At 38.5% G+C, this 19,873-nt stretch carries 17 protein-coding genes and 1 CRISPR repeat array; of the genes, 9 read left to right on the top strand and 8 right to left on the bottom strand.

All coding sequences use genetic code 11. From position 1 onward, the window contains the following. The first annotated feature begins 25 nt into the window (after nt 1-25). The 3 genes from rpmG to BC008_RS33395 all read left to right on the top strand — a co-directional run bounded on the left by rpmG (nt 26) and on the right by BC008_RS33395 (nt 2,743). Nucleotides 26-220 carry a 50S ribosomal protein L33 gene (rpmG, locus tag BC008_RS46995; protein ID WP_072207801.1) on the top strand — a complete coding sequence of 65 codons (195 nt, stop codon included), beginning with the start codon at nt 26-28 and terminating at the stop codon, nt 218-220. A gap of 19 nt (nt 221-239) precedes the next feature. Next, the gene (gene rpsR, locus BC008_RS33400) at nt 240-455 is read left to right on the top strand and encodes a 30S ribosomal protein S18 (RefSeq protein ID WP_058184284.1); all 216 of its coding nucleotides are present in this window, start codon (nt 240-242) and stop codon (nt 453-455) included. Between the two features lie 242 nt (nt 456-697). Beyond that, nucleotides 698-2,743, top strand: a complete 2,046-nt coding sequence (locus BC008_RS33395) for a ribonuclease catalytic domain-containing protein (RefSeq protein ID WP_027842539.1) — start codon at nt 698-700, stop codon at nt 2,741-2,743. 396 nt (nt 2,744-3,139) lie between these two features. Here BC008_RS33395 and BC008_RS33390 read toward each other — a convergent pair whose 3' ends face one another. The 3 genes from BC008_RS33390 to BC008_RS33380 all read right to left on the bottom strand — a co-directional run bounded on the left by BC008_RS33390 (nt 3,140) and on the right by BC008_RS33380 (nt 6,751). Beyond that, on the bottom strand, nt 3,140-3,691 hold the full coding sequence (locus tag BC008_RS33390) for a pentapeptide repeat-containing protein (RefSeq protein ID WP_235595981.1): 552 nt from the start codon (nt 3,689-3,691) through the stop codon (nt 3,140-3,142). 226 nt (nt 3,692-3,917) lie between these two features. Continuing rightward, nucleotides 3,918-4,481 carry an adenylate kinase gene (locus BC008_RS33385; protein WP_036265095.1) on the bottom strand — a complete coding sequence of 188 codons (564 nt, stop codon included), beginning with the start codon at nt 4,479-4,481 and terminating at the stop codon, nt 3,918-3,920. A 989-nt stretch (nt 4,482-5,470) separates the two neighbouring features. Continuing rightward, nucleotides 5,471-6,751 carry an ankyrin repeat domain-containing protein gene (locus tag BC008_RS33380; protein ID WP_027842543.1) on the bottom strand — a complete coding sequence of 427 codons (1,281 nt, stop codon included), beginning with the start codon at nt 6,749-6,751 and terminating at the stop codon, nt 5,471-5,473. 406 nt (nt 6,752-7,157) lie between these two features. On the opposite strand from BC008_RS33380, the gene BC008_RS33375 reads away from it, so the two are divergent. Beyond that, nucleotides 7,158-7,622 carry a DUF4079 domain-containing protein gene (locus BC008_RS33375; protein ID WP_027842544.1) on the top strand — a complete coding sequence of 155 codons (465 nt, stop codon included), beginning with the start codon at nt 7,158-7,160 and terminating at the stop codon, nt 7,620-7,622. A 412-nt stretch (nt 7,623-8,034) separates the two neighbouring features. Here the strand turns inward: BC008_RS33375 and BC008_RS33370 are convergent, their stop codons facing one another. Both BC008_RS33370 and BC008_RS33365 read right to left on the bottom strand, forming a co-directional pair. Then, on the bottom strand, nt 8,035-8,403 hold the full coding sequence (locus tag BC008_RS33370) for a group I truncated hemoglobin (protein ID WP_027842545.1): 369 nt from the start codon (nt 8,401-8,403) through the stop codon (nt 8,035-8,037). A 1,082-nt stretch (nt 8,404-9,485) separates the two neighbouring features. Then, nucleotides 9,486-10,130 (bottom strand): DUF1997 domain-containing protein, encoded by a 645-nt coding sequence (locus tag BC008_RS33365; protein ID WP_027842547.1) that lies wholly within the window; start codon nt 10,128-10,130, stop codon nt 9,486-9,488. A gap of 191 nt (nt 10,131-10,321) precedes the next feature. On the opposite strand from BC008_RS33365, the gene BC008_RS33360 reads away from it, so the two are divergent. Next, nucleotides 10,322-10,981 carry an NAD(P)H-binding protein gene (locus tag BC008_RS33360; RefSeq protein WP_027842548.1) on the top strand — a complete coding sequence of 220 codons (660 nt, stop codon included), beginning with the start codon at nt 10,322-10,324 and terminating at the stop codon, nt 10,979-10,981. 381 nt (nt 10,982-11,362) lie between these two features. Beyond that, complete coding sequence (locus BC008_RS33355) at nt 11,363-12,070, top strand: glycoside hydrolase family 24 protein (protein WP_036265097.1); 708 nt, start codon at nt 11,363-11,365, stop codon at nt 12,068-12,070. Here BC008_RS33355 and menH read toward each other — a convergent pair whose 3' ends face one another. Together menH and BC008_RS33345 are read right to left on the bottom strand one after the other, a co-directional pair. Further along, entirely contained in the window at nt 12,071-12,898 is an 828-nt protein-coding gene (menH, locus tag BC008_RS33350; protein ID WP_027842549.1) for a 2-succinyl-6-hydroxy-2,4-cyclohexadiene-1-carboxylate synthase, read from the bottom strand. A gap of 347 nt (nt 12,899-13,245) precedes the next feature. Next, on the bottom strand, nt 13,246-13,710 hold the full coding sequence (locus BC008_RS33345; RefSeq protein ID WP_027842550.1) for a metal-sensing transcriptional repressor: 465 nt from the start codon (nt 13,708-13,710) through the stop codon (nt 13,246-13,248). Between the two features lie 247 nt (nt 13,711-13,957). Here BC008_RS33345 and BC008_RS33340 point away from each other — a divergent pair, with 247 nt between their 5' ends. Continuing rightward, on the top strand, nt 13,958-15,187 hold the full coding sequence (locus BC008_RS33340; RefSeq protein WP_027842551.1) for an HhoA/HhoB/HtrA family serine endopeptidase: 1,230 nt from the start codon (nt 13,958-13,960) through the stop codon (nt 15,185-15,187). A 124-nt stretch (nt 15,188-15,311) separates the two neighbouring features. On the opposite strand, the gene BC008_RS33335 is transcribed toward BC008_RS33340, so the two are convergent. Continuing rightward, complete coding sequence (locus tag BC008_RS33335; RefSeq protein WP_058184280.1) at nt 15,312-15,713, bottom strand: hypothetical protein; 402 nt, start codon at nt 15,711-15,713, stop codon at nt 15,312-15,314. A 182-nt stretch (nt 15,714-15,895) separates the two neighbouring features. After that, nucleotides 15,896-16,299: direct repeats of the CRISPR family, unit length 37 nt; unit sequence GTTTCAATCCCTGATAGGGATTTTATGGTGTTTCAAC. 340 nt (nt 16,300-16,639) lie between these two features. Between BC008_RS33335 and hslO the strand changes: the two genes are divergently transcribed. Both hslO and BC008_RS33325 read left to right on the top strand, forming a co-directional pair. Then, the gene (gene hslO, locus BC008_RS33330) at nt 16,640-17,548 is read left to right on the top strand and encodes an Hsp33 family molecular chaperone HslO (RefSeq protein ID WP_027842552.1); all 909 of its coding nucleotides are present in this window, start codon (nt 16,640-16,642) and stop codon (nt 17,546-17,548) included. A 163-nt stretch (nt 17,549-17,711) separates the two neighbouring features. Beyond that, the gene (locus BC008_RS33325) at nt 17,712-19,781 is read left to right on the top strand and encodes a coiled-coil domain-containing protein (RefSeq protein ID WP_027842553.1); all 2,070 of its coding nucleotides are present in this window, start codon (nt 17,712-17,714) and stop codon (nt 19,779-19,781) included. The last annotated feature ends 92 nt before the right edge of the window (nt 19,782-19,873 follow it).

Below are 19,873 nucleotides of genomic sequence, written 5' to 3'. Positions count from 1 at the left end.
CTCTCCTGGCTGTCTATCTAAAATTATGGCTAAGAATAAAGGTGTCCGGATTATAGTGACACTCGAATGCACTGAATGCCGCAGTAACTCAAACAAACGCTCTCCTGGCGTTTCCCGTTACACGAGTACCAAAAATCGTCGTAACACCACCAATCGTCTAGAGCTAAAAAAGTTCTGCACCCATTGCAATAGTCACACCGTCCACAAGGAAATCAAGTAAAAAAGGAAACTGAGCAAAAATGAGTTATTATCGTCGTCGTCTGTCACCAATTAAGCCAGGAGACCCAATCGATTACAAAGATGTGGATTTGCTGCGGAAATTTATCACCGAACGGGGTAAAATATTACCGCGTCGGATCACTGGATTGACATCTCAGCAACAACGGGCTTTGACCACTGCAATTAAACGCGCTCGAGTTTTAGCTTTGTTGCCATTTATCAACGCTGAAGGATAAACTTTGCTGAAGGATGAACTCCTAATTGATTGAGTGTCAGAATACCAGGGATAGTAGAATCATCCCATTGAGTTAGATGTTTTATACGTTAAACTTGGTATTTTGAACTTCAAAATCTAAAATTAATTCAGGAGCTCAAATCAAGCTCCTAACACTTTAAGTATTGGCAGTTATTAACTAGATTTTAATCTAAATGCCAGTTATAAAAGTCCAAAATAGAAAACTGATTCACTGCGAGGCTTGTGGAGAAGGGCACATTAGTTGAATTTAGAGTAGGGGGCGATCGCCGTCTGGGAATTGTAGATCGTCCAGATGGAAAATCCCGCTGGTTTGTGATAGATAAGGCAGGTCAATCCCACAGCCTAGCGCCTCGACAAGTTACCTACAAAGTCGATGGCGGCAACTACAAGCCTTCGCAGATAGACAGTTTTTTAGAACAAGTCAAACCGTATTTGGATCCATCAAGCTTGGAAGTGGCTTGGGAATTACTGGTAGAAGATGGTGAGTCCGTTAACCCCAAAGGTATGGCGAATTTACTATTTTCTGAGTCTGAAGCTCCTCATAGTTATGCAGCTTATTGCTTGTTATCGGATGATAAAGTCTATTTCAAGCAAAAAGGAGATAATTATGAGCCGCGAAGTGCAAACCAAGTTGCAGAGCGCAAACACCAATTAGAAGTAGAAGCGCTCAAAGCCAAGGGACAAAAGGAATTTTTGGAGCGAGTTTCCCAAGCGCTCAAAGGTGAGAAAGTGGAATGGCAGCGTCACGACCGCCACCGCTTAGAAGCTTTAGAAAAGTATGCAGCATTGCTGGCTGATATTCCCCGTACTGGTGTAAATTATGAATCATTAGCTCGTGCCTTTCCCCCTCCCGCACCAGTTTTGGAAACGATGGGCATGTTGGGACGTCCGGCTACACCCCAAGGAGCTTTTCAGCTATTAGTAGACTTGTGTTGGTGGAGTCCGCATGAAAATTTATTCCTGCGCCGTTCATCGATTCCGGTTCAATTCCCAACGAAGGTAATAGAAGTGGCGCAACAGCGACTGCAAGTACATCCACCAGATCTAGATACTAATCGACTGGATCTCACAAGTTTAAAAGTTTATACCATCGATGACGAGACAACCACTGAAATAGATGATGGTTTGAGTTGGGAGAAACTTGCAGATGGTAGAGAGCGATTGTGGGTACATATTGCCGACCCCTCGCGCTGGGTATTGCCGGAAGATGAATTAGATTTAGATGCTCGAAAACGTGGTAGTACAGTTTACTTGCCAACCGGTATGGTTCCTATGTTCCCAGAACTGTTGGCAACTGGACCCATGAGCCTAGTCCAGGGAGAAGTTTGTTGTGCCCTAAGTTTTGGAGTTATTTTAAATGAACATGGCGGAGTTGAAGAATATAGCATTCATGCCAGTTTAATCAAACCAACATATCGCCTAACCTACGAAGACGTAGATGAAATGTTGGAGTTAGGTGTAACTGCAGAACCAGAAATTGAAGCGATCGCCAAATGGGCACGTCAGCGTAAGACTTGGCGCTACGAGCAAGGAGCCGTCAGTATCAGTATGCCTGAGGCAATGATTAAAGTCAGAGAAGATGAAATCAATATTGATGTATTAGATGATTCTATGTCCCGGCAATTAGTCGCGGAAATGATGATTCTTGCTGGTGAAGTAGCTGCTCGTTATGGGAAAGAAAACAATCTTCCCTTACCATTTCGCGGTCAACCACAACCGGAATTACCTCCGGAAGAAGAGTTATTATTGTTGCCCGCAGGATTTGTTCGTGCTTGCGCAATGCGTCGTTGTATGCCTAAAAGTGAAATGAGCATTACTCCGTTACGTCATGCTGGTTTAGGTTTAGATACTTACACTCAGGCGACCTCTCCAATCCGCCGTTACAGCGACTTGCTAACTCATTTTCAAATTAAAGCTCACTTGAGAGGAGATTCTCCACCTTTCTCCGCTGACCAACTTAGAGAAGTGATGATGAGTGTTATTAGCACGACACAAGAAGTAACAATGGTGGAACGCCAAACCAATAGGTATTGGGCTTTAGAATATCTGCGCCGCCATGTTGGTAATATTTGGCAGGTAACGGTGTTAATGTGGCTTAGAGAAGACAGTAACTTGGCGTTAATTTTAATTGAAGAATTAGGTTTGCAGTTACCAATGTTCTTCAAGCGTATTGTCAAGCTTGGGGAACAAGTATCGGTTAAAGTTATCTTAGCTGACCCACAGAAAGATATAATCCAGTTTGAAGAGATTATTTATCAACAAGCTTAATCACCAACAAGTTTAATAGATAGGCGAAATTTAGGTGTAAATATCTTCTGTGTAAATATCTTCTGTGTAAATATCTTCTGTGTAAATATCTTCTGTATAAATATATTTTGTGTAAATATTTTCTGTTGTGTACAGATATAAATTGACTGGAGACGTTCCATGGAACGTCTCTACTTATTCGTACCAATAACCATTTAGATAACTTCCACTCCTCGCGTATTTAAACCTTCCAGATCTAAGCAAGCCTTCTAGATTCAAAACCTAAGTGTCCAAATCCCAAATATCCAATATTCAAATCTCAAATACTAGAACTTTGAAGAATTGAAGAACTTTGAAGAATTGAAGAAACCCCCAAGAAGCCCATATCCTTGATTTCAGAAGCATTTCAAGTTCTTACTAAGTTCTTACTAATGGTTCACTGACACGACCATCAGGCATAATTGCTCCAGTTGTAATCGCACGTGATAGTTTCGCCCCAGTTAAATTTGCTCCTCGCAGATTTGCATTCACTAAAAATGCTGCGGTTAGATCTGCACCGCTGAGGTCTGCTCCGCTTAAATCAACCTGCATTAAATTTGCTTGTTGTAAATTTCCTCCCTTTAAAATTGCACGGGAGAGAATTGCTCCTTGAAGATACGCTCTGCGCAGAACGACTTCAGAGAGTACAGACCCTTGAAGTTTAGCTTTTTGTAAATTCGCACGATAAAAACAGGCTTTACTCAAATTAGCTGCTGTTAGATCGGCTTCTGTAAGAATAGCTTGGGAAAGATCTGCATGATTCAAGTCTATTCCAGTCATAATAGCCAGCGAAAAATCTGTATCTCGAAGTTTGGCTGAACCCAAAGCTACTCCACTCAAATTTACGCGTCTGAAATTTCTTTTTCCTGCTGCATAACTTTGTAATATTTCTGCTGCACCAATCATTTTAGTATCCTCACTGAGAAACATAATTTTCACAGGTCAATTAGTAATTGGTAATTGGTAATTGTTAATTGGTAGTTGTTAGTTAGTAATGAGACGCGTCCTGACGGACAAACGTAATTTTTAATTACCCTTGAGTTATTACTTCTTAACCCTTACTTCTTAACCCTTACTTATCACTTCTGACTTTTAAACGCCGCAGACGCGGTCTGTTTTGTCTAACGACTTACTACTCTTGAATCCTCTAAGACGTCTAACTTTTTGATAATGCAATCAATTCCAACAAAGTCTTTGTTACATCAGCAACAGGAGCATTCCCATCAACTATTTTTAGACAACCTTGCTGACGATAAAAGTCAATTAAAGGAAAAGTTTGTTCTTGATATACCTCAAAACGACGGCGGATTGTTACTTCGTTGTCATCTTGACGACCTCGTCCTAACATCCTTTGAACTAAAGCTTCGGTCTCTACTTGGAAATAGATTACGAAATCATAGGTTTTTTGAATGCTCTGCAGTAACTCTTCCAAGGTTTGAGCTTGGGAAATACTTCGAGGAAATCCATCCAAAATCCATCCCTGTTGACAGTCTAACTGATTCAGACGCTCTCTAATCAATTCAATTACCAGAGAGTCAGGAACCAATTCTCCTTTGTCCATAAATGACGAAGCTTGTTTGCCTAAAACATTTTGCTCTGCTACCGCTTGACGCAGTAGGTCGCCAGTTGAAATATGGGGTATTTTCCAGGATTCTGCTAAAGTCGCAGCCTGAGTCCCTTTCCCTGCTCCAGGTGGTCCGAGAAAAATTAATCGCAGCATTTGAGTGAGTATGTATAAAACATTATTAACTTATAAGATTGGTTATGGACCATAGGCAGTGTGCTTCTTTTATCATCTAACTCACGCAGACACAACACCTGTAGAAAATCTATCAATTGGCTAATTATATGCATGCTGTATTTAACAACAAGCAATCTTGTCATGATTCTGACTGGATTCATAACAAGTATGAAAAGCATAATTAAGAGATTGAATCTAACAGATTTTTGCAAAAAGTATAAGAAAAACTTCTGAAACTTATCATACACCTTAATGGAATTAAAGTGTTTATTATTCTTGATTTATGTGTATTTTTATGTAGTATCTTGCCAAAGAGATATAATTTGCAAGATGTACTTATGAATGCAATAAGATCTACCGTATTAAGATCTGAAATTTATATTACCTTTGGTACTTGATTTGAGGTAAATATTGTTAATATTTTGTGATATAAATTTAGTGACTGCAAAAAAACTCAGAGTAAATACTTGCTTTTTATTACTATCGATCAAACTAATAAATACTAAACAAGTGAATGATAAGGTATGAGTAATGACTGGCGAGTAATACTTTTATCTGAAATCAGAAAAATCAAAAATCAAATTAGTTTTTGTGTTTTCACAAATGGTCAAGCTTTGAATTTACCTGCAAAAAATGCACGCACCTGTAGTGAAAACAGAGCTATAACCTAGCAGCCACACTGTCTAGTTCAAATATCAACTTTTAAAATCAATGAGTTTTTTATTTATTATTCATTACTTACGCCAGAAGCAATGCATATTTTTTATAACAATTTTCTAAGTAAAGAAGTTCATATGATATGACACTACGCAATTAGGTTAGGGCATTGATAAATTCCATTTGTCCTACGGACACGCTAATGATTTGCGCGTAACGCAATATTTTCCTTCCCTAAGGGAGGTCGGGAAGGATTAAAGAATTACCTTCCACCGCACTAGGGGCTTAAAACTATGGCTATACTGGTGATTTTATGCTGCTCCCAAAGCCTGTAAAATTTCCACCACGTCATCATATCTATTAAATTGAGCGATCGCTAGTGCGGTATAACCACCTTGATTTTTTAAATTCACATCAGCATTAGTTTGTAGTAACAGTTCTACAGCTTCAAGGTAACCCCTTGATGCAGCCCACATTAAAGCCGTTGCATCAGCTGAATCTTTGATATTTGCATCTGCACCTTTAAGAATCAACTGTTTGATTACTTCAGTATGGTTGCGTTCGCTGGCGTAAATTAAGGCAGTTTTACCATCTTTACCCTGAATATTTACGTCTGCTTCCCAATCTAATAAAGTCTTGACGACTTCAATATTCCCCCGAGCAGATGCTAAGGTCAATGGGGACTCTCCTAAATTATTGATATTAGGATTTGCACCACCTTCAAGTAATAATTTGACAATTTGGCTGTATCCTTGTAGCGCTGCAACTAGTAAAGGTGTATCGCCAATATTATTTTTAACTTCTGGATTCGCACCGCGATTCAACAAATTTTCGACCACATCTGTATGACATTCAACCACAGCGAAGTGAAGTGCTGTTTCGCCTTCTAAATCTTTCTCATTAATATCAGCATCTCGATCTAATAAAGCATTAATAACCCCATTATGACCAGCAGCAGATGCTGCTAAAAGTGCTGTTCCACCACTAATATCTTTTTTATTAACATCAACTCCTGCAGCCAATAGTACTTGGACAATTTCTATATTACCCAAGTCAGCTGCCAACATTAATACAGTATCGCCTTCAGTGTCTGTTTCGTTGACATTTGCACCTGCTTGTAACAACTTTTGCGTTATGAGTTTGTTACCTGTTCGTACGGCTAACTTTAGAGCCGTATCATCATCATTATCTTTGATATTGACATCAGCCCCAGCAGCCAACAAAACTTCTACTACTTCTAGGTAACCTTTAAAAACTGCTGCCATTAAAGCCGTACTACCGTCTTCGTTAGTGCTATTTACATCAACACCTTTATCTATCAACAAACGCATAACATCAATTTGTTTTGCGTTAGATGCCAACATTAAAGCTGTCAAACCATAGACTTCTCTTGATGCATTAATATCAGCACCAGCATGGATGAGTGTCTTAGCAATTTCTGCATAACCAAAGTTAGCAGCAAACATTAACGCTGTTGTACCATCACCATCTTTCGCATCTGGTGAAGTACCGGTTGCTAACAGCGCTGGAACTTTATTTACTTCACCTTGTTTTACCGCTGATAACAGCAGGACATCATTACTTGCGGTCATAATTACTTACCCATAGCTTAAATCAGATTTTTCTTTGATGGCAAAATAGTTGGCAATATTTCCAAATATTTACGTAATTTCTATTTCCCAAAAGATTTTGGAATAAGCAAAAATACTTTAGCATCTAGCAGTTAGTAGCTGTTATTAGTTCATGTCGATATGACAAAGTCATACACCACAAACCTCGATCTTGCTTTTCGAAAAAGCGTAAATTTTGATCTGATAGCCATCCATAGATGATGTAGCTAATTCCCAGCTACAAGTCATAAACCCCGCAGCTTAGAATCATACAGCTTTCTTTGGCATGTTTGAAGTTATTGCAGGAAGAATTTTGATTACTTTAGGGAGCAAAAATAAGGTTATGCTAATTTTTATGAAGAAGATTTAAGAGTCGGGGGAGAACACAATGATCTCAGCAATTCCAGAATCAGTCAAATATGGGATGCAATTTTTTCATCCAGCGCTTATGTGGGTCCTGTTTGCAATTACCTTATATGCAGCTTACTTAGGTCTGCAAGTACAGAGAGTAAGAAATGCTAGGGGGGAAGAAAAAAAAGAACTCATAAAAGGAAGGTTCAATATTAAGCACCATCAAATTGGTTCGTTGCTTTTAGCAGTTATGGTAGCTGGTTCAATTGGCGGTATGGCTGTTACCTACATCAATAATGGCAAGTTATTTTTTGGTCCCCACTTACTTGTAGGTTTGGGTATGACAGGAATTATTGCCTTTTCTGCATCCTTGTCTCCATTTATGCAAAAAGGTGCAAATTGGGCGCGAGTCACCCACATAATTTTAAATTTTACGTTACTGGGTTTATTTACTTGGCAAGCGATTACTGGAGTCCAAATAGTTCAAAAAATCCTCAGCTGATACATTACTTTAGACAGTAATTAGTGAGGAATAAGAAGAATATCCAGTAGTTTTTTTACAGAATTTCCTACCGTAGGTATTGGATAATTTTAGCCACAGGAATAACTGTAGAGACGCGACATATCTTCCTCCAGGAATATTTTGCTCCCACGTCTCTACAGATTCTCAAAGGAAAAAACAATCAATTGAAAGCAATGGGCACGGAATACTCTTGGAGAGACCCTGTAATCATTATCTACCAACTTTTGGTATTGCTGATAATCCTTAATTTTCCTCAAGCGATCTATAAACTAACTAAGTGTTTAATTATTCTAAAGTTCTTGTAAAGTTTTAACGCAGAGACATTACATCGCTACACCTTTCTTATGTTTCCTTTAAGATGCTAGAGCGCCATCGGGGACCCAGATAATTCTTAGTGGTTAAGAACTTCACCTCGAACAGATTCTGTAATTTGTGCCACTTCTGTAATTAAATCTTCAGGTACGTTCAACTCTCGGAGAGTCGCCACTATATTTTCAATTAGTGCATCGAAGTGCGTATCTGTAAGTCCAAGATGTTCTACTAATCTCTGGTGGGCTTGTCGCATTGAACGCCCATCATAGCCGGTCTTACCACCGAAAGCATAGGTCAAAAAAGATGCTAAATGTTCTCTCTGCCTATTCATGTCTATACCAGCAAAGAAATGGCTTACTTTTTCGTTTGCCATGAGTCGCAAATATAGTTTATCTACTGCAGCTTCTACAGCAGGCTCGCCACCAATCCGTTCAAACAATGTACTCATTAGTTAAACGATTCACCTTTAGTCAGGACTAAATAAGTATAAGTTTTGCTTTTTGCGATCAATAAACATCATCAAGCTTCACTTTCCATTTATTTGTGAATAATCTTGGAATTCTTTCAGCTTTGACTAACTCAAGAATACAATTTGCTAGTTACAAACTTGGATTTCTATATTCTGTTAAATCGCTTTGAAACAGATTAAATAGCTCAAACTTAACTGAAAATTGTATTAATGTATGTGAAACTTATTATATTTCACCTATAAATTGCAATTTGAGCCAATAGAAAAACGCTTAATAACAGGTTCACAACATCCTTGATTAAGAGCTAAAAAATTTCAATTAAATGACATAGCTCAGCAGAAGTTTTATCGATATGAGGAATACAATACAACATTATTAGATAGAGTAATAAATAAATTCCTAAAAATTACATTTTTTTGTATTTCTGCTGCAAAATTATCAGTATTATGTGATTTTTATATGAAATATTGAAGGGTATTATAAATTTAAAATCAGGGTTTGAAGACTTCTCATTATTTTTTGAGTAAGGCTGATATTTTACTTCACAAATTTCCACATAAACAATCTTAAATCTCGGTAGCAGTTGAATAAAAGGAAACTGCAAAAAGCTTCTAATCATCTTGAAGCTTAAAGAGGTAAAAGACTCAGGTAAAAAATTCGCTAAAATGTAATGGAGAGATTATCCGTATATCTAGATATAATAGCTACTTCAAAAAAGATATAGTTTAATTTTTAACGTCAATAAATAGTGTAATTTAGAACATTTGTAAGTTAATTTCCAACTCCAGTAAAATCTCAAATAATATTATTAGCAACAATCCCCAAGATAAATATGGGTTTCATAGTTATTCATGAGAACAATTCGAACTTAATGGCAATCAAATTACGAGAAAAATTGAAGACTATTGTCTCCAGTTTAATATTCCTTCTGAAAAAAACATAGAATTTACGAGGTATTAGATTATTGGGGGAGAAATTGAGGAGATTTAAGCAATTATTTCACTTTTATCGGAGTACTCAGTAAAAAATGAACTCTATTCTCCTCACATATCTCGACTGACTATATATTTTGATGAAAATCTTCTTGTACTTTGCGGGTTAAGCGTCGGGAAACTTGTCGAACAATTTGATTGAGTAATTTGTCACCAGTTGATTTAACTAAAGATTTGGGTAATCGCTGAATAAACTTGGGAAACTGAATATACACCTTCAAGTCTAATTCCCATTCCACTCTAGTTATGTGTTCTAAAACACCATTTTTCTCTACAGAATCTTCAAACAATTGTAGGGATGCACGGTAGTCAACATCGTAGTTCATGGGATCGTATCCAGGAATGGGTATCGTCCTAATCCTGTAAATCCCCTGTTCTTGAGGCAATAGTTCCAGACCAATTTTGGGCTCTAACTCGTAACCAAAAGAGCCAAAACGACCGATTACCAAGGCATAACCATTATCACCCAAAGGTTGTACTTTCATTGGTAGAGCACAACGTACAAACCAGGAAGCGTGATTGTCAAGGTACTCAGCCACACTTTCAGCAGAGGCGGACATTTTCATGCAATCACTGTAATGACCGCAAAATTCAGTTGGAGCATTAAAATTTAATTCTTCCGTTGTCTCCGGTAATACTCCGAAATTTGATTGTGCTGAATATACTATGTTGCTTTTCTCCTGAAATTGATGTTCCCGGTTTTTTGAAAGCATAAACCCATTCCTGTGTCTTGACCAATTTTTTTCTCTAAATTAATAATTCCCCTCGGAGTGGGGTAATTTCGCACCAGTCTTATTTGTCAGCAAAACTTTAATTATCTGTTCTTAAGTTCATCTCATCTCTAAAATAGAAAACGAAAAACAAACATGTACAGACATATTAGTTTCCTAGGGTAGCGTAAATCGTGAAAGCATTTGTAGCAGGGGCAACAGGCGAAACTGGACGTCGGATCGTACGAGAGTTAGTGGCACGTAATATACCTGTTCGTGCTTTAGTTAGGGATATTGAACAAGCAAAAACTATTTTGCCAGAGTCCACCGAGTTAATACAAGCGGATGTTCTTAAATCTGATACTTTTGTTTCCTCTTTAGAGGGATGTACTGTATTGCTATGTGCTACAGGAGCAAGACCCAGTCTCGATCCCAGCGGACCTTATAAAGTAGATTATGAAGGAACAAAAAATTTAGTCAACGCAGCTAAAAGTCAAGGAATAGAACATTTTGTTTTAGTTTCTTCAATGTGTGTTTCACAGTTTTTTCATCCACTTAACTTATTTTGGCTGATTTTGTATTGGAAAAAACAAGCTGAGGAATACATTCAAAAAAGTGGTTTAACTTACACCATAGTTCGCCCGGGGGGGTTAAAAAATGAAGATAATTCCGATTCAATAGTGATGGCAAAAGCCGATACTTTATTTGAGGGTAGTATCCCCCGTCAAAAAGTAGCACAAGTTTGTGTAGAAGCGCTGTCAAATCCAGAAGCACGAGATAAAATTGTAGAGATTATCGCTAAACCCGATGCTGCAGCCAAGAGTTTGCAAGAACTTTTCGCTGACGTGGCATAAATATCTAGGACGTAGTATTTCTGCGTCCTGATAGCATTTTTTGTCAAAGTATTTTTCGTCAATATTTTTTGATATGTTTGTCAATATTTTTAACTTTAAACTTGAATTTAAAATTTAGTCTGAATGTAATTTTTAACTTAACCTTAATTTTGAATGAGGATTTGACTTTGACCGCAGTTAAGAAATTGGGGTAAATATATCGTTTGTCTTATATTTTTGCTTCCGAAAAGGGAATGGGGATTGGAAATTAGTTGCTTGTTACTAAAAGAAATCGAAGTTAGATAAATCCCTTAGTTTTCTGCCCTGTGACAAGTGATTTTACCGGAATTTAGGTATAAAGACTTGTGTTTATATTCTGATAACTATATCCAATAATCATTAATGACACGAACTATTAAAGGGTTCCAACTTAGAGGAGCAGAGAAGTTTATTGGTCCACTCGCTGCACTTTTAGGCTTTGTGTTTATGATGCAGTGGTATATACACGGGACTTTAAGACCATCTGGAATCGATCCAGTATTTCAAGTTCAACAGCCACCTTTAATTATGGAAGGTGGCGATCCCTATATTAGGGCGCTAATGCGAACCATTTCAGCTAGCGAAGCTAACGATCCTCGTCCTTATTCGATTTTATACGGTGGTAAACATGTAAGCGACCTCAGCAGGCATCCGGAACAATGCATAACAATTGTTAACGGTCCCAACAAGGGAAATTGTTCTACCGCTGCAGGTCGCTATCAAATAATCAACACTACCTGGTATGACATTGCTCAGCGCTATCATCCCCAACCGAATCAATTTATGTGGTGGACGAATTATAGTTTTGAGGCTCAATATCAAGATGCAGTAATTTATAGCTGGTTGAGCGATTCAAAATTTTGGCAAACAAATTTTTCTAAATCTTTACAAGAAGGAAAGGTTAAAGATGTTTTACGACGTTTATCTCCAACTTGGACAAGTTTGGGATATGGAATTGAAAATAATTCTATGAGTCGCCATCTCCCAAAAATATACCAAAAAATGTTGAAGGAAGAATTGCAATTGGCTAACAAGTCACAGGAACAGGGAGCAAAAGTTAAAGGTCAGTAATTAAAATTCGGCACTTAAAAAATTCTTGACTACACTGACAAATTCTAATGGTTTTGCAAAATGAATATTGTGAGCAGTATCTCTAACTATTTTTAGTTGAGAATATTTGGCTTCTCGCTGAATCTTTTTATTTATTTCCACAAACTTTGGATCTAATTCTCCCACTAGCAATAATAAAGGAACATTGTTAGTTTTAAGTTTTGACCATAAAGAAGGTTGAACACCAGTACCCATCATCTTGAGGGATTTAACTAGTTGTTTTGGATCGTTTTGTAAGCGCTGTTTTATTAACTCTGAAAACTGGGTGTGGGTTTTTATATCGCCAAAAATTTCTTGGCTGTACCAGTTTGTAAGAAAAAGAGTAAAATCTTCTGGATTAATTATTCTACTTAATTTGCGAGCTATTTGAGCATCCCGTTTAATTCTTCCTAATCTTTCTGGTTCTGTAGCTAAACCAGGGGAGGCTGATTCCAAAATAACCTTGGTAAAATATTGGGGAAAATTTATAGTAAGATAGAGGGCTAATCTACCACCCATTGAATAGCCGATTAAAAAACATCGTTCGAGATTTAATTTCTTCAGTAATTTATCTAATAATTTCATTAATGCTTTCGCAGTATTCGGCATTTGATAGTATTCATCACTACCAAAAATTTGAGTTCTGCCATGTCCGGGAAGGTCAATTTTTAAACAATAGAAATCTTCAGCTACTATTGATGTAATTTGATCGAATTCATTAGTATTACCCATAAAACCATGTAAAAAAATAATCAGTGGCTTATGGGTATTGCCACTGAAAATATAGTTAAATTGATAGTTTTCAAACATTAATTTTCTGGCATTTTAACTATATAAATATGATTTTTAATATTATGTCAGGTAAATTAATGGGCGATAATTGATGAGTCATATTAGTGGACCAATAGGTAGCGCAGCTATAACGTAGCGTTTTAACGCAGCAAGCTGTTTGTTGACGCAGCTACGCTGAACACCGTAGGTACGTCTAACGCGCAGCGCGTTCTCGGGGGGACATGTAAGTGTACATAGCGCACAGCGATTAGTAATTGGTTACACGCGCTTCAATATCGTAGATAATTGATAATTGGTAATGGAGATAATAAACGAATAAAAATCTATCCATAACCAACATTATGCTATCCAAACAAGAAATTTATCTAAGGAAGAAATCTATCTAAGGCGGCTTTTAATTCTTTGATTTCTACCTCAATATTACCTTCATCCACGGCTCTCGCAATACACTCAGTTAGATGTTCATCTAAAACAATTCTTGCAACCCTATCTAAGGCTCCTCTGACAGCCGCAATTTGTAATAATACATCGGGACAAGGACTACTTTGTTGCACCATAGTCTTGATTCCACGCACATGTCCTTCTATTCTCGATAGCCGATTGACAATGCGTCGTAGTGACTCTTCACTGTGGATGTGAGCATGGGTATGATTTGTATCATTTTGAGTGTTATGAGTTTGAGTTTTGTGGATTTTATTTTTATTAGTTTTATTAGTTTTATTTCTTTGAGTTTTGCTGATATTTTCTTGCTTGATATCATAACCGAGTACATCTGAATTTTCTTCTGAGGCGGACAAGGATTCTTGAGAAAATCGGTTAGTTGTATTCATGAGCTGAATATTTTATTTTAGTGTCTCAATTAAGATCCTAGCCTACTGGTCAGCACAGATGAGTAATTTATTGATGATTTAATTTCGATCGCCACATCAAAAAGAAACCATAGCAGGAAAACAAACGTCTGCGACCCAAGATAAAGGACAAATCTGTCAGAATATCAGTAAATGTGATTGTCACGACTAACTAACAAATCAAGAAGTGTAAATCATTAAAAACTAGAAATTAACAACAGTTGTGTCTATGGGATTTTCCAAACTACCTCGCTCAATGCGTCAATTAACGACCCATCTTTTAGCTATTTTGATGGGTGTTGTGTTTACGGTAAGTACCGTTAGAGTATTACCTTCACAAGCAGAACCTGCACCTAGTTTATCGACAACAGATTCCAGTCAGTTGCTCGCACAACGCCAATCACCTGCAGCTGCTGCAGCCATTGGTAATCGTAGCTTTGTTACAGCGGCGGTAAAACGAGTTGGTCCAGCTGTTGTACGTATTGATACTGAACGTACAGTGGTTAGTCGCCAACGTCGTCTAGATCCATTTTTTGACGATCCATTTTTTCGGGAATTTTTTGGCGACAGTCTTCCACAACAAGCCCCCAGACGTCAACAACAGCGTGGTTTAGGTTCGGGCGTGATTTTCGACCGTACTGGACTGATACTGACCAATGCTCACGTAGTAGATAAAGCCGACAAGGTCACGGTTCATCTTAAAGATGGACGTAGTGTGGAAGGTAAGGTTCGAGGTGTTGATGAAATTACTGACCTAGCTGTAGTAAAGATTGACGCTGGGGATAATTTACCCGCTGCGGTTTTAGGTTCCTCCGATGACGTTCAAGTTGGAGATTGGGCGATCGCAGTAGGTAATCCTTTGGGATTTGACAACACCGTTACTTTAGGAATTATTAGTACTCTTAGACGTCCGAGTTCCCAAGTAGGAATTTCTGATAAACGCTTAGATTTTATTCAAACTGACGCAGCAATTAACCCCGGAAATTCTGGTGGACCTTTACTGAACGATCGCGGTGAAGTAATTGGAATTAATACTGCAATTCGAGCTGATGCAATGGGTATTGGATTTGCAATTCCTATTAATAAAGCAAAAACAATTGCAGCCAAATTACAGCGTGGGGAAAAAGTCTCTCACCCCTTCATTGGTGTGGTGATGCAAGATTTAACTCCAGAGATGGCGAAAAAATTTAATCAGGATCCCAATTCGCCAGTAGAAATACCTGAAATCAAAGGAATTTTAGTACGTCGAGTCGTACCTAATTCTCCAGCTGCAACAGCAGGTATTCGTCCTGGTGATGTAATTATTCAGGTAGATGGGAAACAAACAACTGAGGGCGAACAATTACTTGGTATCGTTGAAGACAGTGAAGTTGGTCAAACATTACAAGTAAAAATTCGACGGGGTAACCGCACACAGCAAGTTTCTGTGAAAACTACTCAATTACGAACTTCTTCGTAGATTGGTGATTGGGGATTGGCGACTGGCGACTGGGTATAGGAGACTGGGAATAGGAAGATAGTGTATTTTAACTCAATCGCCAATTCCCAATACCTAATCCCTAATCGCTAATCCATATATGACACTATCGTGTCACGCTACCGCTAACGCCATTACTAGTCAAAAACTGACGTAAGCTGAGTAAGCTTAAGCTTTGTCCGAGGGATATGGGTAGCATGGATACACCTTCCAAACGAGATTGTACCCAACCTTCACCCCAGTACCATTCATGGAAACCATCTATACCTTGGCTCAAGAGCAAGCGCAAACAGTTATCACCTGCGACATCAACTCGATGATGAATTGAAATAATTCCCATTTGAGTTGTAAATTCTAATCCTGAATGTAGTTGGTTGGCGCTCGAATTTAAATTACCCCAAGGAAGCCATTTTTTTAGTGTTACGGGATTTAAGAGACTTTCACGAATTTTATCGGCTGAAGCTTCAACTTCTATTCTTAATTGACTTTTTTGAAACTTTCCCAACATTTTGGTTTTTATCGTAAATTCTTTCTAATTTATAACGAATAATCAGTTATCAGTTGTCAGTGAACAGTTATCAGTTATCAGTTTATGGCTTGCGCCACGCCCTTACGGGCTACAGTTGTCAGTGAACAGTTGTCAGTGTTCCAGATATTGATCTAACATTTCATCTGATTTTGCGATCGCTTTTTTGAATCCCTGATAGGGATTTTATGGTGTTTCAACATCTTAGGATTCTATGATCTTTTGCTGCCATCTCTGTTTCAATCCCTGATAGGGATTTTATGGTGTTTCAACATAGAGATTTTTCACAATGCAATTCACAACTTTTACTACTGCGTTTCAATCCCTGATAGGGATTTTATGGTGTTTCAACATACTGTTTCTAAGTTGTTCGGGTTGCAAAATGAGTTTCAATCCCTGATAGGGATTTTATGGTGTTTCAACTTTTACTTTTCCGGCAATGGCTGGAGTATGACTTCTCAAGTTTCAATCCCTGATAGGGATTTTATGATGTTTCAACATATTTGTATCAAATCAAACTAAGGTTTCATGGTTTCAATCCCTGATAGGGATTTTATGATGTTTCAACTATAAAGGATTTCAAGAGTTGCGCCAACCTCAAAATGGACAAAAATCCCTAAAACCAAGACAGAGCAATCAATTCAGCCCATAATTTTGGTGAATGATTTTCAACACCCACAGGTTGGCGCAAAGACACAGCAAATAAATTGATTTATTGTACTGAAATACTATTCGAATAGTACCATCATCAAAACCTGAGAAATAACTGCCACAATTTAAACCCAATCCCCAATCCCCAATCCCCAATCCCCAATCCCCAGTCGCCAATCCCCAATCCCAAATAATTGTGAATCAGAATTTAAAATAGGTATATTGAACTTGTTAAGAAATGTAAGGTTATTTGTCACATGGCGGATCACTTAATTCGTGCAACAGCAGCAGATGATGGTATTAGAGTCGTTGGGGCGATTACAACACGCTTAAGTGAAGAAGCAAGAGTACGTCATAAATTGTCGTATGTGGCAACAGCCGCATTGGGTAGGACAATGACTTCGGGCTTATTGATGGCTTCCAACATGAAACGTCAAGAATCAAGGGTCAATGTAAGAGTTAAAGGTGATGGTCCACTGGGCGGTATACTTGTTGATGCCGGTTTGGATGGAACCGTACGTGGATTTGTGGAGAATCCATCTATCGAATTACCCCTCAATGATATCGGTAAGTTAGATGTTGGTCGTGCTGTAGGTAATGGCTATCTTTACGTAGTTCGTGATGTTGGCTACGGATATCCTTATTCGAGCACTGTTGAATTAGTATCCGGCGAAATTGGTGACGATGTTGCTCATTACCTTTTAAATTCGGAACAAACACCTTCAGCTTTAGTGGTGGGAGTTTTTGTTGACTCTACTGGAGTAACCGCCGCAGGTGGTCTGTTAATCCAAGTATTACCAAAAGCTGCAAGAGATGAAGCCCTTGTTACCAAGCTGGAATCCCGCGTTGCTGGGCTGTCTGGATTCACACCTTTACTACAAGCAGGCAAAAATTTAGTGGAAATTTTCCACGATTTGTTGGGAGATATGGGATTACAAATTTTCCCCGATACCCAAATATTACGTTTCAACTGTAAATGCTCTTTTGAGAGAGTTTTAGGAGCATTAAAAATGTTAGGAGAAGCTGAACTTCAAGATATGATTATTAAAGATGATGGTGCAGAAGCAACTTGCGATTTTTGTGGTACAGTTTACCAGGCAAATAAGGAGCATTTATCACAGTTGATTGTAGATTTACAGGCAGAATCCTCGGCTTCCCAAGGATAAAGTATAAAAGGGAACTGTGATTTCCCTTTGTTAATGGTATCTGTGGAAATACAAGCTTTAAAATTAAGGTAGCTTTTTCTGTCTGGAGAAAGTTACTATGGCAACAACAAAAATTAGATTTTAAAAAGATAAAACCGTTAAATAATTATTTTGGTGTGGGAAAATGACAGAGCGGGAAATTCCAGAAAATTGGCCGCCAGCCCGAGCAGGAGAATCACAGGGAATAGATGGATTGTCCCAGGTTAACCAATCCGGTCAGGTTTACGGTTCTGGTATACCTACTACTGGTTCAACCTCACAATCAGCACAACAACAAAAGCAAAATAGTTTGGCAAAAGCTGTATCGAATGATATTTCCACAGCTTCTAAACATAAAAGTAAAGTTAGGAAAATACCAGGTTTCTTGAAAAGTTGGGTTTTGTGGGCAGTTTTGCTCACTTTTGTCCCCGGTACAATTGCTTTCATGGCAATGTCGATGCTTTTGAAATTACCTTCTGCTCCCAACTGTCCGTCAATTTTTTGGCCTCTCGCCAGTGCTTCTGTACGGATACATTGTGCTCAAATAGCAGCTTCTAAAAATACGGTTAACGATCTGCTACAAGCAATGTCCTTGGTTAAACACTTACCTCAAAATCATCCCCTGAGGTCAGAAATTGACACGAGCTTAAAATTATGGTCCCAGGAGATTTTGGAATTAGCAGACGAAAGCTTTCAAGAAGGGAAAATAGAACAGGCTATTGCAACTGTTCGCAGAATACCGGATGATATGCCTGCGTATAAATTGGTAGAGGATAAAATTGCTGATTGGCGTTCCACCTGGTCAGATGCAAATGACATCTACAAAAATACGGAAGAGCATCTGCGGGAAGCACGTTGGCAACAGGCATTTATGAGCGCTGCTAAGCTGTTACGCTTGAATAATCGATACTGGACGACTATTAAGTATGATGAATTAAATAACATCATAACAAAATCACGAGAAGATGGTACTAAGCTAGCACAAGCTGAAGATGCAGCTAAGGGTAAAAGTGTAGATAAAATTCTTAAAGCAATTGAGACCGCAAAAGCGATTGAGAAAGACAGCTATATCTATCAGAAGGCACAAGAAGCAATACCAAAATTTGGACGCCGGATGTTAGAGCTTGCTGAGGCAAAAATTAAGCAAAAAGATGCTGATGAAGCGATATACATTGCTCAAAAAATTCCTGAAATTCCAGATTTGCAGACAGAAGTTGAAGATTTTATTGCTTTGGCTGATGCTCGAAGAAGTGCTTGGACTGGAAGTGTATCCGGTTTGGAATTAGCAATATCTCAAGCCCAACAAATTGATAGTTCTAGAAGTAATTACCAGGAAGCTCAACAATTAATTTCTCGCTGGCAATTGGAAATTGAGGATGTTGGGCGGTTAGAAAAAGCACGGACCCTGGCACTGCAAGGTACATTAGTCGATCTAAACGCTGCGATCGCAGAAGCTCAATTAATACCTGCAAGTAATCCCCGCTCTCGAGAAGCTAGACGGGAGATAAATAGTTGGCGTGCACGGGTACAAACAATTGAAGACCGACCATATTTAGATCGAGCAGATCAACTAGCAATTTTACAAGATATTAACTCCTTAGAAGCTGCGATCGCTGAAGCAAGTCAAATTCGGCGCGGTCGTGCTTTGTATCCAGAAGCGCGTCGCAAAGTTCGTAAGTGGCGATCAAAAGTTCAACGCATTCAAGACCAACCTTACCTAGATAGAGCAAGGGCTGTTGCACGCAACGGTAACTTAACAGAAGCAATTAATATTGCCCAACAAATTGGTCGGGGAAGGGCGCTATCAGGAGAAGCTCAAAGATACATTGCAGGTTGGCGAAGGGAAATTCAAGCCAGAGATAATTGGCAACAAGCGAAGGCTATTGCCCAGAGAGGAACGGCAAATTCTTTATCACAAGCCATTCGAATTGCACGAAGAATACCGAGAACAAGTTTCCTCCGCACTGATGCTAATCCAGCGATCGAACAGTGGAGTCGGCAAATATTAGATATTGCTCGCTTTCAAGGAAATTCTGATATTGTTCGAGCCATTGAAACTGCTAGATTAGTGCCACGAGGGACTGCTGCTTATTATTCTGCTAGAAACCAAATTCGTGCGTGGCAAAGATTGCTTAATCCCGAACCAGAAGTGACCCAACCTGCGGTTCAAGAAGTACCGACATTACCATCTGGAGAACAAGAACAGCAAGAGTGATGTTAGAGTAAGCGGGGCGCAAGAGTGCACAGAATGGATTATTGGTAATTGGTAATTGGTAATTGGTAATTGGTAATTGGTAATTGGTAATT

It is taken from the genome of Mastigocoleus testarum BC008 (genome assembly GCF_001456025.1).
Taxonomy (GTDB): Bacteria; Cyanobacteriota; Cyanobacteriia; order Cyanobacteriales; family Nostocaceae; genus Mastigocoleus; species Mastigocoleus testarum.
The sequence above is the reverse complement of the archived record's forward strand: the minus strand, read 5'-3'. Positions and strand labels throughout refer to the sequence as shown.